The sequence below is a fragment of the Rhodanobacter sp. TND4EL1 genome, from assembly GCF_054061035.1.
Genome location: NZ_JBSSDT010000002.1, coordinates 866,036 through 878,745 on the forward strand (window position 1 = coordinate 866,036; position 12,710 = coordinate 878,745).

Here is a 12,710-nt window from a genome sequence, read left to right on the forward strand (position 1 = left end):
CACGCGGCGCATGACGAATGGCCTATGTCCCGTTTCCCCGACGGGCGCAATCTGTACGAATTGTCCAGGGGAGTGACAACATGCGGCCAGTTGCACGCAAGTGGGGATATCTGTGTGCCGTGACCTTGTCGGTTGCGGCGTTGCCGGTGATGACGTTGGCGCAAACACTGGCGCCGGCATCGGCCAGCACGACGGCAAGCGCGCCGGCCAGTGCCAGTTCGGTCGTTGCCGACATTCCGTTCGTTTCGGCCGACGCGGCCAATTTTCAGGTGCCCAGCGCACCCGATGCATGGGGCGGACCGCGCGGCGATCATCCGGCGACCCTGTCCGACCAGGTGGTGAGTTACACCATCGAGGCCACGCTGGATCCGACCACGCACACGGTCGACGCCAAGCAGACGATGACCTGGCGCAACCGCAGCAACCAGCCGGTCAGCAAGATCTACCTGCACCTGTATCTCAATGCCTTCGAAGGCCCGGGCAGCACCTTCTTCACCGAGCGGCGCATGTTTTCCGGCAGCGGCCACTCGCGCGGCAACGCCAGCCTGAAGAAAGGCGAGTGGGGTTACATCGAGCTGCACAAGGTGCAGCAGGGTGGCCAGGACGTGAGCTGGCGCTTCGTGCATCCCGATGGCGGTCCGAAAACCGACCACACCGTCGTCGAACTGGACCTGCCGCAGGCGGTGCCGGCGCAGGGTACGCTGAGCCTGGATATCGATTTTCATGATCAGCTGCCGCGGGTGGTCGAGCGCACGGGCTGGTTCGGTGACTTCCATCTGGTCGGCCAGTGGTTTCCGAAAATCGCCGTGCTGGAACTGGCTGGTGAACGCGGTGCCACCGCGCCGCGCTGGAACGCGCACGAATTCCATTTCCAGAGCGAGTTCTACGCCGATTACGGCAACTACGACGTCAAGCTGACCGTGCCAAAGGGCTACACCGTGGGTGCGGTGGGTGAAGAGCAGGGCACACCGGTGCCCGACGGCGACAAGGTCACCCACCATTTCGTGCAGACCGATGTCGAGGACTTCGCCTGGGTCGCCGCGCCGGGCTACAAGGTACAGCACACCACCTGGAACGGGCCGGGCAGTCCCAAGGTCGATGTGCAGGTGATTTATCCGCCCGAATACGAAGCGAGTGCGCAGCCGGTACTCAAGGCCAGCACGGATTCGCTGACTTATTTCTCCGACACGCTGGGCCCGTACCCGTACAGGACGGTCACCGCCGTGGTGCCGCCGTACAACGCCGATGAGGCCGGTGGCATGGAGTACCCGACGTTTTTCACCGCCGAGGGTTACAACAAGATCACGCCGGACACGCTGAGCCAGTACGGGATCGATTTCGTCACCATCCACGAGTTTGGCCACGGCTACTTCATGGGCATCCTCGGCTCGAACGAGTTCGAGGAGCCGATGCTCGACGAAGGCATGAACGAATACTGGGACGACCGCATGCTGGTGGATCGCAAGCAGGATATCTGGAGCACTACGCCCCTGCTGAGCTGGCTTGGCATTGCGCCGCGTCTGAATCCGTTCGAGGCCGAGCGGAACTTCGGTGTTGCTTTCATCGACACACCATCTGATTCGCTCGATTCCAATTCGTGGGACCGGATGTCCAGCAACAGCTACGGTTCGGTCTATTCACGCACTGCAGCGGCCATGCGCACGCTGGAAAACCTGCTCGGCCGCGAGGCGATGGGCAGGGCGATGAAGCTGTACTACGAGCGCTGGAAGTTCCGCCACCCGGATGCGGCCGACCTGCGCGATGCGCTGGCCGAAGGCTCGGGCAAGCCGGAACTGGTGAATGCGATCTTTGCCTCGCAGGTTTATGGCACCGACAAGGTTGACGCCAGCGTCGTCTCGATCGAGAACGAGGAGCAGGTACCGCGTACGGGCACTGACCTGCGCGACGGCAAGCGCATCACGCTGATCGCGAAGGACGTCGACAAGCAGATCGACGATGCCCGGGCGGCATGGAAGAAATCCAACAAGGACGCCAAATACGGTGGGCCGTATCCGTGGCTGTCGACGATCACCGTTCGCCGCACCGGAGCCGCTTTGCCACGCACCGTGCTGATCAAGTTTGCAGACGACAGCAGCGAGACGGTGCAGTGGGCTGACGCCAGCCGCTGGAAGCGGATCACTTTCACCAAACCGGTCAAGGCGGTATCGGCGACCGTGGATCCCGGGCAGAAGATCCTGCTGGACACGAACACCTTCAATGACAGTCGGACTATCAAGGCCGATGGAACAGCCTCGCGTCGCTGGAGTGCGGACGTCGCCTCCTTCTTTCAGACCGTGTACGCCTTGATGGGGACGTTGTGATGAAGACTGGACGGAATTCTCGCCGGGTGGACTCGGCTGCGCTGATGCGTGCGCCCTTCGCCGCCCTGCAATGGCGATTGTTGTTGCTGTGGGTGTTGCTGTTGTTGTTGCCGACGGCCGTGGTGAGTTTGCCGTTGTGGCGGGCATTGAGTGGTGCGCTTGACCATTCGATCCACGTGCAGGAGTGGGCCACCCGACTCAGTTCGACGATGGTTGGTGACGCCATGACGGTGCTGAATATCCCTGTGTGGTTTGGCAGTGTGGCTTTGCTTGGCACGTTGCTGACCGCGCTGCTGTCGCCCTTCCTCAACGGCATGGTGGTCGGCACGGGTCGCGCCGGTCGCACGCTGGGTTTCAGCCATCTGCTTCAGTGCGGCATCGTCGAATATGGCCGCATGTTCCGGCTGATGCTGTGGTCGATCCTGCCCTACCTAGTGATGGGCGCCCTGATCGGCGTGGCGATGCACATGGCCGATGCCGCCGGCGACAAGGCCGTGCTGCAATCGCAGGCCGAGCGGGCTGCGCACCTGGCGTTGTTCGTTGCCGGCGTGCTGTTCGTGCTGGCGCAGTGCATCGTCGAATCCAGTCGTGCCGCGTTCATGGCGGACAGCGGGCTGCGTTCGGCCACGCGTGCCCTGGGCCGCGGCTTCATGCAGTTGCTGCGGCGCCCGCTCAGCACCTTGCTCAGCTACCTGCTGATCAGCGTGATCGGTTACGCGATTGCCATGGCGATCGGGATCGGACGTGTGCATACGCCAGCCGTGGGCGTCGCCGGACTGATCATTGCCGTGTTGCTCGCTCAACTGGTGGTGCTGGTGATCGGTTGGGTGCGCGTGGCACGACTGTTCGCGCTGGCCGAGGTGGCGCGTTCGCTGATTTCATCGCGCACAGGCAGTTCGCGCATGGGCGGCGGGTTGCCACCAGCGCTTTGATGCCGTCGCGGAGGGCGGTCATGCCCTCCGCGACCCATCTGCAATCAATCGGGGTTTCCGTTGGCTTGCCGCGGCGCTCGCGGCGGCAAGCCGTGGCTCTCAGCCGTAGGCGCGGCGATGCTCGCGATGCGGCGGGTAGTAGGCAAACACGTGGCTGTGGCTGCCGTAGAAGTCCATGTCTTCGATGTGCTCGCCGCCCAGTCGTTCGGCTACCCGGTCGGACGTTTCGTTGCCGATTCGCACCAGGCTGATGACCCTTGGCGCGTGCAGATGATTCCAGGCAAATTCCAGCACGGCATTGCCCGCTTCAGTGGCATAGCCGTGGTGGCGATGCTCGGGCTTCAGCATCCAGCCCATCTCCAGGCCGGGCCAGCCTTCGGGATACATCAGGCCGGCGCGACCGACGAACTCGCCCGTATCCTTCAGTTCCAGCGCCCACATGCCGTAGCCGCGGAGTTGCCAGTGGCCCAGCAGCATGGCCAGCGAACGCCATGCATTGGTGCGGTCCAGCGGCTGGCCGTCGCCGATCCAGCGCGTGCTCGCCGAATCGGCAAGCATCGAGGCGTAGTCGTCGAAATGGCGTTCGGTAAGCGCAGTCAGGCGCAACCGCGCCGTTTCAATAGTTGGGATATCAAACATCACGATCAGCGGTGGGCGGCAACCAGCAGTTCGGCCAGTGCATGAGTGCTGCTGGCGAGACTCTCTTGCCAGGACAATCCGGTGATTGTCTCACCTGTGACCGAATCGACAAAATCCTCGGCCTCGCCGGGCGGCAGCAGGTGCCGGTAGTCCACGGTGATTTCGGTGCCTGCAGGCAGGTCGGCCAGCGCGAACACGAACCCGAGGTGCCACAGGCCGTTCGGTACGAAACTGTGGTTGATGTAGCACTCGTCCGGCCAGTCGGGCGACAAGGTGTAGCGATCCTCGAACCAGCGGGCGCTGGCGTGGAACTGCGCGCGCAATGCCGGGTCAGCCATTATGTCGGCGTGGCGGAAGGTCTGCGTGATGCCGTCCGGCGCGGTGAGAATGCTGCCGCGTGCCACCGCTTCGTCCAGAAACAGCCCGTTGCCGGCTCCGTGGATGGCGGAAGCGGCGATGTGATAGCGCGGCAGGATCATGATCGGGGCAGCTGGGGGGATGGCGCGCGAGTGTAACGCAAGCGGCGCGACCCGCCGGGGTCGCGCCGCCTGGTCTGGCGCGTTGCGCCGGCCTATTCCTCCGTGGCGGCCGACTTGTCCCCTTCAGCGGCTTTGGCCGGCGCTTCCGTCTGGGCAACCGCCTTGGCTTTGTCGCCTGCGTCCAGCTGGATCGCGGCACGGTTGCGCTCGATCGTGGCCTTGCCGATGCCCTTGACGTGTTTCAGGTCATCCGCCTTTTTGAACGGACCGTGGGCCTCGCGCCAGGCCACGATGGCCTCCGCCTTCGACTTGCCGATGCCGTCCAGCGACTTGGCGATGGTGCTGGCATCGGCCTGATTGATATTGACCGGGGTAGCCGCCAGCAGCAGGCCGGGCAGCGCCACAGCCAGTGCAAGTACGACGGCGACGAGTTTGTTGAGCATGTCCTTTCTCCTTGGGCGGTGGTGACGGCATCCGGGTGCCGCCGACGCACTATTGCGCCGCGACGGGGCGCGCGCAGTGGGAATTCGCGTGTAGTCGGCGTGCGCGATCCTCGCCGGTGGCTGTGGGCGGCTTCCGAACCGCTGTCGGAGCGCGTGAGGCGCGCTGTTACAATGGCGCCCTTGTTCGCCTGCTGGAGTGAGACTCATGGATACTGCCCGCCTTTCGAATTTTGTCAGTGGCTTGTGGGACGACGAAATCGTGCCGCAGCTGGTTGAATACATTCGTATTCCCAACAAGTCGCCGATGTTCGACAAGGACTGGGTGGCGCATGGCTACATGGATGCGGCGGTCAAGCTGATGGAAACCTGGGCGCGCTCCAAGCTGAGCCAGCTGCCCGGTGCCACGCTGGAAGTGGTCCGGCTGGAAGGGCGCACACCACTCATCTATATAGAGGTTCCCGGCCAGGGCGACGACACCGTCATGCTGTACGGCCATCTGGACAAGCAGCCGGAAATGACCGGCTGGGCCGATGACCTCGGCCCGTGGAAGCCGGTGATCAAGGGCGACAAGCTGTACGGCCGTGGCGGCGCCGATGACGGCTACGCGATCTTCGGTTCGCTGGCCGCGCTGCTGGCGTTGCACGAGCAGGGCATTCCGCACGCGCGCTGCGTGGTGATGATCGAAGCCTGCGAGGAGTCGGGCAGCTACGACCTGCCGTTCTACGTCGATCACCTGGCCGAGCGCATTGGCAACCCCTCGCTGGTGGTCTGCCTGGATTCCGGCTGCGGGAACTACGACCAGCTGTGGCTGACCACCTCGCTGCGAGGCATGACCGGCGGCAACCTCAGCGTGCAGGTGCTGGAAGAGGGCGTGCATTCGGGCGACGCGTCTGGCGTGGTGCCGTCCAGTTTCCGCATCCTGCGCGAGCTGTTGTCGCGACTGGAAGATCCGGAAACCGGCACGATCAAGCCGAAAGAACTGTACGTCGACATTCCACAGCAGCGCATCGACCAGGCCAAGCTGTCGGCCGAGGTGCTCGGTGACGACATCTACGACAAGTTCCCGTGGGTCGACGGCATGCAGCCGGTGACCAGGGATCTGGCCGAGCTGGTGCTCAACCGTACCTGGCGTCCGCAGCTGGCGGTCACCGGCATCGGCGGCATTCCCGACCTGGAAAGCGCCGGCAACGTGCTGCGTCCGTTCACCGCGGTGAAGCTGAGCCTGCGCGTACCGCCCACGTTGAGCGGCGCCAAGGCCGGCGAGTTCGTCAAGCAACTGCTGGAAAAGGACCCGCCGTACGGCGCCAAGGTCAGTTTCACGCTGGAGAAGGACGGTTCGGGCTGGAACGCCCCGGCGTTGTCGCCGTGGCTGGAGAAAGCGGTCAGCGACGCCTCGCAGAACTACTTCGGCGCGCCGGCCACCTACATGGGCGAAGGCGGCAGCATTCCTTTCATGGGCATGCTGGGCGAAAAATTCCCGCAGGCGCAGTTCCTGATCACCGGCGTGCTCGGTCCGCATTCCAACGCGCACGGTCCCAACGAATTCCTGCATATCCCGACTGGCAAGAAGGTCAGCATGGTGGTGGCCGAAGTGGTGGCGCGCCATCACCAGCAGGGCAGCAAGGGCTGATCAAGGCGACCCGGGAGTGACCTCCGACAACAGCTGGCTGGCCGACAACTGGGCGCAGATCCGGCGCCGGGTCGATGCGGCCTGCCACGAGGCGGGGCGCGACCCGGCCGAGGTCGCCATCCTGCCGGTGAGCAAGACCTTCGGTCCGGACCTGATCCGTGCCGGCGTGGCGCTGGGCATGCGCCGCTTCGGCGAGAACAAGGTGCAGGAGATCCGCGACAAGGCGCCGTCGCTGGCGGATTGCGGCGTCGACTGGGTGATGATCGGCCACCTGCAGACCAACAAGGCGAAAGACGTGGCCCGGCTGGCCAGCGAAGTGCAGTCGCTGGACCGGCTGGAGCTGGCCGAAGCACTGGATCGGCGGCTGCAGCACGAGGGCCGCGCGATCGACGTGCTGGTCCAGGTGAAGACCTCGGTCGAGCCCAGCAAGTACGGACTGCCCGCTGAACAGCTGCCCGCTTTCCTGAACGCGCTGGGTGCCTTCGACAGTCTGCGTGTCCGCGGCTTGATGACCCTGGCGATTCATTCCACCGAAGCGGACGAGGTCCGCGCCTGCTTCCGCTTGCTGCGCCGGCTGCGCGACCAGTCCATGGCGCAAGGTCATGATATTCCAAGACTATCGATGGGAATGAGCGGTGATTTTTCGCTGGCGATCGCCGAGGGTGCCAGCGAAGTCCGGATCGGTACGGCCATCTTTGGTCAGCGTTCCTATCCGGACTCCCATTACTGGCCCGAATCGACGGTTTGACAATAATCATCCGCAAAATCAGGTGCTTGAGGAAAGTGTGCGCGCGATCCCGATTTTTCGGAACGGCGGAGTTCAGTTAACCTCAATCCAACATCTACACGCCATCTTCTTGTTAAGTTCACTCCTTCGTCACGTCGTCGGCTTCTGCTGAGCGGCCAATACTGTGAACAACAAGGGATTTTTCCCAGCATGTCTTTCAAGCACCTGACTGCCGCCACCGCGCTCCTTTCCGTGCTGCTGGTTTCCGCTCCCCTTCAAGCCAAGTCACTCGCTCCTCTCGCCTCGGTTGCAGGCAAGACGGTCACCACGGCTTCCGCCCTGGTCAATGACTCGGTGGTTGCCCGCTTCAGCGCTCCGATGCTGGACCAACTCCCCACCTTCAATCCCACGGCCGGTCTGGCCCAGGCCGTGGTCCCGGACGCCGGTACCCTGTTCGTCGGCAAGGTTGCCTTGGCGACTGACTCGGCCCGCCCGGATCCTGCGGATGAGGAGAGCGCCGCCGCAGCCGCGGTGAGCGCCAACATCACCGACCTGCGCAAGTCGCTGCTGGCAGTGGCGATGGGCCTGCGTGACACCCGCTATGTCCGCGGCGGTCGCGATCCCTCTACCGGTTTTGATTGCAGCGGTTTTGTCCGTTACGTGTTCGCCCATGCGGTCGGCATGCAGCTGCCGCGCAACTCCGCTTCGCAGTTCCTCGCCGGCCTCAAGGTCAAGCGGGCCGACATGCAGCCGGGCGACCTGGTGTTCTTCCGTACCCACGGCAAGCGCGCCATCTCGCATGTGGGCATCTACATCTCGAATGGTCGATTCATTCACTCGCCGACCACCGGCAAGTCCGTGGAAATTTCCAGCCTGACCCAAGGCTACTGGGCCAAGCGGTTTGCCGGCGCCAAGCGCCCGGAAGCCATGGCACAAGTTGCCAACAAGGGCTGATTCCGACTGCAACGTTTTCCGTGAAGCCGCCGAAAGGCGGCTTTTTTCTGGCAGCGACGTATGAACGAAAACCTTGCCGGGCGGTCAGCATCCGCAGTCGCCACCGCCTTGCCGAGGCGCTTACTGGAATTTGACGATGTCTTTTGATTTGCCGCCCGTCACACGCAACCTGCTGATCGCCAATGTCGCGGTGTTCCTGCTGCAGCAGGTCATGGCGCAGATGATGCTGATGAATTTTGCGCTGTGGCCACTCGGATCGGGCCTGTTCGGTGTGTGGCAGATCGTCACCAGTGCCTTCATGCATGGCAGTGTCACCCACATCCTGTTCAACATGATCGCGCTGTACATGTTCGGCGGCACGATCGAGCGTACCTTCGGCACGCGCAATTTCACCATTTACTACTTTGTCTGCGCGATCGTCGCCTCTCTGCTGCAACTCGCCGTGCTGTGGTTCTTTCCACCTGCGCAGTACGGCCCCACGCTGGGTGCCTCGGGCGCGATTTTCGGCTTGCTGCTCGCCTTCGGCATGCTGTATCCGCACGAGAAGGTGTTCCTGATCTTTCTGCCGATACCGATGCCAGCGTGGCTGTTCGTGATTCTTTATGCCGCCGCCGAGCTGACCATGGGGGTGACCGGCATCGAGCCCGGGGTGGCGCACTTCGCCCACCTGGGCGGAATGTTGGGAGGCATCGTGTTGATCCAGTACTGGCGCGGGCGCCTGCCGTGGAAGCCGAAGCGACGTCTGCTGCGCTGAAGAGACCACGCGTTGCGGATATCACGACGGCGCAGGGCGGGCACTGCCCGCCGGCTTGCGGCCGTCGTGGTGAATCGGGAAGATCCGCGGCGGGCCGTCTCCGCCCTGCGTCGATGCCGACGTGTGGATGGGGAATATCAGCGCAGTGAGAGGAAGTCCGCGCTGACCACGAAGCGTACCGCGTCCAGGCGCAGGCGCGACTGCGGCAACGCGGCCAGTAACGCGGTCCGCTCGGCGACAACCGCCGAGATTTCAGCTTCGCTGACCGAAGGATTCACCGCGCGCAGCGCCATCAGGCGCGACAGCTCGGCATCCAGCGTGGTCGTGGCCAGTTCGGTGGCTTCGTCGACGCGTGTCTTCGCCTGCGTCCCGGCCAGCGCCTCCGCCCGCTCCAGCATCGGGGGAACCAGCTTGCCGAGAAACTTGCGGTAGCGCATGACTTCGATGTTGCGGTCCGGTGCCTTGCGCAGTGCGATCTCGCTGGGCTCGAAATCGGCACGTTCACCCAATCGGGTGTCCACCGTGACCACGATCGGCAGGATCGGCAGAAAGCGCTCGGCGTCCAGCTTCCGATCGGCCACGCATTCCAGCAGAAACACCGTCTGCAGCAGGGCGCTGCGCGGCGGCAGGGCGTCATCAACCATGAAGGCCGCATTGCCCTGTTCCCCGGACAGCGCCAGATCCAGCGCGCCGGCGACCAGCGGATGGTCCAGGCGCAACAGCGGCAGCTCTTCGCGAGCCAGCGCCACGTCGCGGGAGAATGTGACCGATTGTGGGCCGTCGGCGAAACCGGGCAGGGCATCGGTGGACAGGTATTGCGGGTCCAGCAGCAGCACCTGGCCGCCCAGTTCTTCGGGGTGGATGCCGAATGCTTCCAGCAGATGCTGCACGAACGCATCGCGACCCGGGTCGTGATCCTCACGGGCGAAGGCCTGCTGCAATTCGTCGGCGTGCAGATCGCGACTGGATGCCAGTTCCAGCAGGTGATCGCGACCGCCCCGAATCAGTTCGGCCATCTGTTCATGGCTGGCCCGGGTTTCAGTCAACAGGGCGTCCAGCTCCTGGTCGCGGTTGTCGTCGCCACGGGCATGTTCGTCGGCCAGCTTGGTCAACGGCTCACCATAACGCCGCAACAGCTCACGACCGTCGGCCGGACTCATGCGGAAAGCGTCAACGCCCTCGTCGTACCAACGCGCCAGCACGTGCTGGGCGCTGTCGGCCACGGCGAGGATATGGATATTGATGTCGTGCTTCTGACCGATTCGGTCGAGGCGGCCGATGCGCTGTTCGAGCAGGTCCGGATCAAGCGGCAGATCCCACAGGATCAACCGGTGGGCGAACTGGAAGTTGCGTCCTTCCGAGCCGATCTCCGAGCACAGCAGCAGGCGCGCACCGTCGGGCTGGGCGAAATACGCCGCGTTGCGGTCGCGCTGGATGATGCCGAGGCCCTCGTGGAAGCGTGCCACGCCGACGCCGCTGCGCGTGCGCAGCACTTCTTCCAGTGCCAGTACCTTGGCCTGGCTGCGGCAGATCAGCAGGAACTTGTCCTGCGGATGGCGCTCGAGCAGGTCGATCAGGGCGTCGACGCGCGGGTCGGCCGCGTAGTCGATTTCGATCAGTGCCGGCGGCTGCTGGATGTCGGCATGGAATTCGGCCAGCAGTTCCTGGCGCATATTTTCATCGACGGTGTCGGCATCCAGCAGATGCCACTCGGGCAGGCGCCTGGGAAAGCCGCCCACGCCCGCGCGGTTGTTGCGGAACATGGCACGACCGGTACCGTGGCGGTCGATCAGCGCGGCCAGCAGCTCGCGGGCGTTCTCCGGCTTGGTCGAGTCAGCCAGTTGGGCGGTGAGCGCCTGGTCGCCGTGGAAGGCCTTGGCCAGAGCCGTGCGCTGGGCGTCATCCAGCGGCTGGCCATCAAGCAGCCGGTCGGCGACTTTCGACAACGACTGGAAGGTATCGGCCTCGGCCAGGTAGCCGTCCAGATCGTGATAACGCTGCGGGTCGAGCAGGCGCAGGCGGGCAAAATGCCCGCTGCGGCCCAGTTGTTCGGGCGTGGCGGTGAGCAAGATCACGCCGGGGATCGTCGCGGCGAGTTGTTCGACCATGCGGTAGCGCGGACTGACCGTCTCCGGGGTCCACGCCAGGTGATGGGCCTCGTCGACCACCAGCAAATCCCAGGGCGCTTCCAGCAGCTGTTGCGCGTACTTCGGCGAGCTTTCCAGAAAGCCGAAGTCCGCGATCACCAGTTGCTCGTCCTCAAACGGATTGCCCGCGTCGCCGGTCGGATCCTCGCCGGAAGGCGACAGTGCCTCGCAACGCTCTTCGTCGTAGATCGCGAAGCTCAGGTTGAACCGGCGCAGCATCTCGACGAACCACTGATAGACCAGTGTGTCGGGCAACAGCAGCAGCACGCGCGAAGCGCGGCCGGTGGCCAGCTGGCGAGCGATGATCATGCCCGCTTCGATCGTCTTGCCCAGACCCACTTCATCGGCCAGCAGGACGCGGGGCGGGCGGCGCGCGGAGGCGATGCCGGCTACGCGCAGCTGATGCGGAACCAGGCCGATGCGGGCTGCACCCAAACCCCACATAGGCGAACGGCGTGCTTCGGCACGCCGTTTCAGACCTTCCAGACGCAATTCGAAATGGGCCACCGCGTCGGTGCGACCACCGATCAGACGGTCGTCCGCCTGGCTGACGCTCTGTTCGTCGTCGAGCTGACCTTCGTGCAGTTCACGACCTTCGCCACGGTAGATCAGCAGTTCGTCACGAATTTCCACTCGCTCGACCAGGAACGCGATGCCCTTGCCGGCCACGCGCTGTCCGGCGCGAAATTCGGCGCGAAGCAGTGGCGCCGAGTCGATGGCGTAGGGACGCAACACCCCGGCCTTGGCGAACAGCACCTGCACGCCGCGACCTTCGACGCGCAACACGGTGCCGAGGCCGAGCTCGGGTTCAGCAGAGGAGATCCAGCGTTGACCAGGAACAAACATGTTTCAGCCGCGTTGATGCAGGGGGCCGACAATTATCCGCTCCGCAGCCCGCGGTGGGAACCATTGCGTGCGCCTTGCCGCTCGGACGGGTCGCTCAAGTCTCTGACCACTGGCGCAACAGGTTGTGATAAACGCCAGTCAATTGCAGTACTGCGGCGGCATCGGCGTCGGATCGGGTCAGGCTCTGGATCGAGGTGTCGAGTTCGAACAGCAGGCGTCGCCGGCTGTCGTCGCGGATCAGGCTTTGCACCCAGAAGAATGACGCCAGACGGGCGCCACGCGTTACTGCCGTGACGCGATGCAGGCTGCTGGAGGGGTAGATGATCAGGTCACCGGCAGGCAGCTTCACCTCGTGGTCGCCGTAGGTGTCGCTGACGATCAGCTCGCCGCCGTCGTATTCGTCCGGCTCACTGAGGAACAGGGTGCACGAGACATCACTGCGCAGTTGTGCGTCGGCAGACAGCGCCATCACCGCGCCGTCGACGTGGAAGCCGTATTCGCCGCCACCTGTGTAACGGTTGAAGCGCGGCGGCAGGGTACGCAGCGGCAATGCCGCCGCGTGGAACAGCGGATTGCCCGCCAACGCGCGCAGGATCAACTGACCCAGTTGCAAGCGCAGCGGCGAGGCATCCGGCAACTGCTGGTTGCGCTTTACCTTCGCGCCTTGCGCCCCGACGGTTTCGCGACCATCGGTCCAGTCCGCCGCCTCCAGCTCGGCGCGGATTGGGGCGACCTGTTCGCGAGTGAGTACGTTGGGAATGTGCAGCAGCATGAGTCACCTGCGAATAGTGGTCGTGCGATCAATGTGCAGGAGCGAGCTCTTCGCGACGTGCGGTCG

Annotated in this window: 11 protein-coding genes; 6 read left to right on the forward strand and 5 right to left on the reverse strand. The window is 64.2% G+C overall.

Annotation, left to right across the window (positions count from 1 at the left end; genetic code table 11):
* Positions 1 to 80: 80 nt before the first annotated feature.
* Positions 81 to 2,321 (forward strand): M1 family metallopeptidase, encoded by a 2,241-nt coding sequence (locus ACVWWQ_RS10475; protein WP_166669696.1) that lies wholly within the window; start codon positions 81 to 83, stop codon positions 2,319 to 2,321.
* A gap of 44 nt (positions 2,322 to 2,365) precedes the next feature.
* Positions 2,366 to 3,253 (forward strand): hypothetical protein, encoded by an 888-nt coding sequence (locus tag ACVWWQ_RS10480; RefSeq protein WP_457383387.1) that lies wholly within the window; start codon positions 2,366 to 2,368, stop codon positions 3,251 to 3,253.
* 99 nt (positions 3,254 to 3,352) lie between these two features.
* Here the strand turns inward: ACVWWQ_RS10480 and ACVWWQ_RS10485 are convergent, their stop codons facing one another.
* From ACVWWQ_RS10485 to ACVWWQ_RS10495, 3 genes are all read right to left on the reverse strand, one after another.
* Complete coding sequence (locus tag ACVWWQ_RS10485; RefSeq protein ID WP_133947569.1) at positions 3,353 to 3,892, reverse strand: GNAT family N-acetyltransferase; 540 nt, start codon at positions 3,890 to 3,892, stop codon at positions 3,353 to 3,355.
* Between the two features lie 5 nt (positions 3,893 to 3,897).
* Complete coding sequence (locus ACVWWQ_RS10490) at positions 3,898 to 4,371, reverse strand: SET domain-containing protein (RefSeq protein WP_133947567.1); 474 nt, start codon at positions 4,369 to 4,371, stop codon at positions 3,898 to 3,900.
* A gap of 92 nt (positions 4,372 to 4,463) precedes the next feature.
* Positions 4,464 to 4,814: a helix-hairpin-helix domain-containing protein gene (locus tag ACVWWQ_RS10495; RefSeq protein WP_133947565.1), complete on the reverse strand. Its 351-nt coding sequence runs from the start codon at positions 4,812 to 4,814 to the stop codon at positions 4,464 to 4,466.
* A 205-nt stretch (positions 4,815 to 5,019) separates the two neighbouring features.
* Here ACVWWQ_RS10495 and ACVWWQ_RS10500 point away from each other — a divergent pair, with 205 nt between their 5' ends.
* The 4 genes from ACVWWQ_RS10500 to ACVWWQ_RS10515 all read left to right on the forward strand — a co-directional run bounded on the left by ACVWWQ_RS10500 (position 5,020) and on the right by ACVWWQ_RS10515 (position 8,879).
* On the forward strand, positions 5,020 to 6,444 hold the full coding sequence (locus ACVWWQ_RS10500) for a M20 family metallopeptidase (RefSeq protein WP_133947563.1): 1,425 nt from the start codon (positions 5,020 to 5,022) through the stop codon (positions 6,442 to 6,444).
* Positions 6,445 to 6,460: 16 nt separating this feature from the next.
* Positions 6,461 to 7,192, forward strand: a complete 732-nt coding sequence (locus ACVWWQ_RS10505; protein WP_133947561.1) for a YggS family pyridoxal phosphate-dependent enzyme — start codon at positions 6,461 to 6,463, stop codon at positions 7,190 to 7,192.
* Positions 7,193 to 7,381: 189 nt separating this feature from the next.
* Positions 7,382 to 8,125 carry a C40 family peptidase gene (locus tag ACVWWQ_RS10510; RefSeq protein ID WP_133947559.1) on the forward strand — a complete coding sequence of 248 codons (744 nt, stop codon included), beginning with the start codon at positions 7,382 to 7,384 and terminating at the stop codon, positions 8,123 to 8,125.
* Positions 8,126 to 8,261: 136 nt separating this feature from the next.
* Entirely contained in the window at positions 8,262 to 8,879 is a 618-nt protein-coding gene (locus tag ACVWWQ_RS10515) for a rhomboid family intramembrane serine protease (protein WP_099653652.1), read from the forward strand.
* Between the two features lie 137 nt (positions 8,880 to 9,016).
* On the opposite strand, the gene rapA is transcribed toward ACVWWQ_RS10515, so the two are convergent.
* Both rapA and ACVWWQ_RS10525 read right to left on the reverse strand, forming a co-directional pair.
* On the reverse strand, positions 9,017 to 11,872 hold the full coding sequence (gene rapA, locus ACVWWQ_RS10520) for an RNA polymerase-associated protein RapA (RefSeq protein WP_133947557.1): 2,856 nt from the start codon (positions 11,870 to 11,872) through the stop codon (positions 9,017 to 9,019).
* Between the two features lie 94 nt (positions 11,873 to 11,966).
* Positions 11,967 to 12,644 (reverse strand): Fe2+-dependent dioxygenase, encoded by a 678-nt coding sequence (locus tag ACVWWQ_RS10525; protein WP_133947555.1) that lies wholly within the window; start codon positions 12,642 to 12,644, stop codon positions 11,967 to 11,969.
* Positions 12,645 to 12,710: the final 66 nt, after the last annotated feature.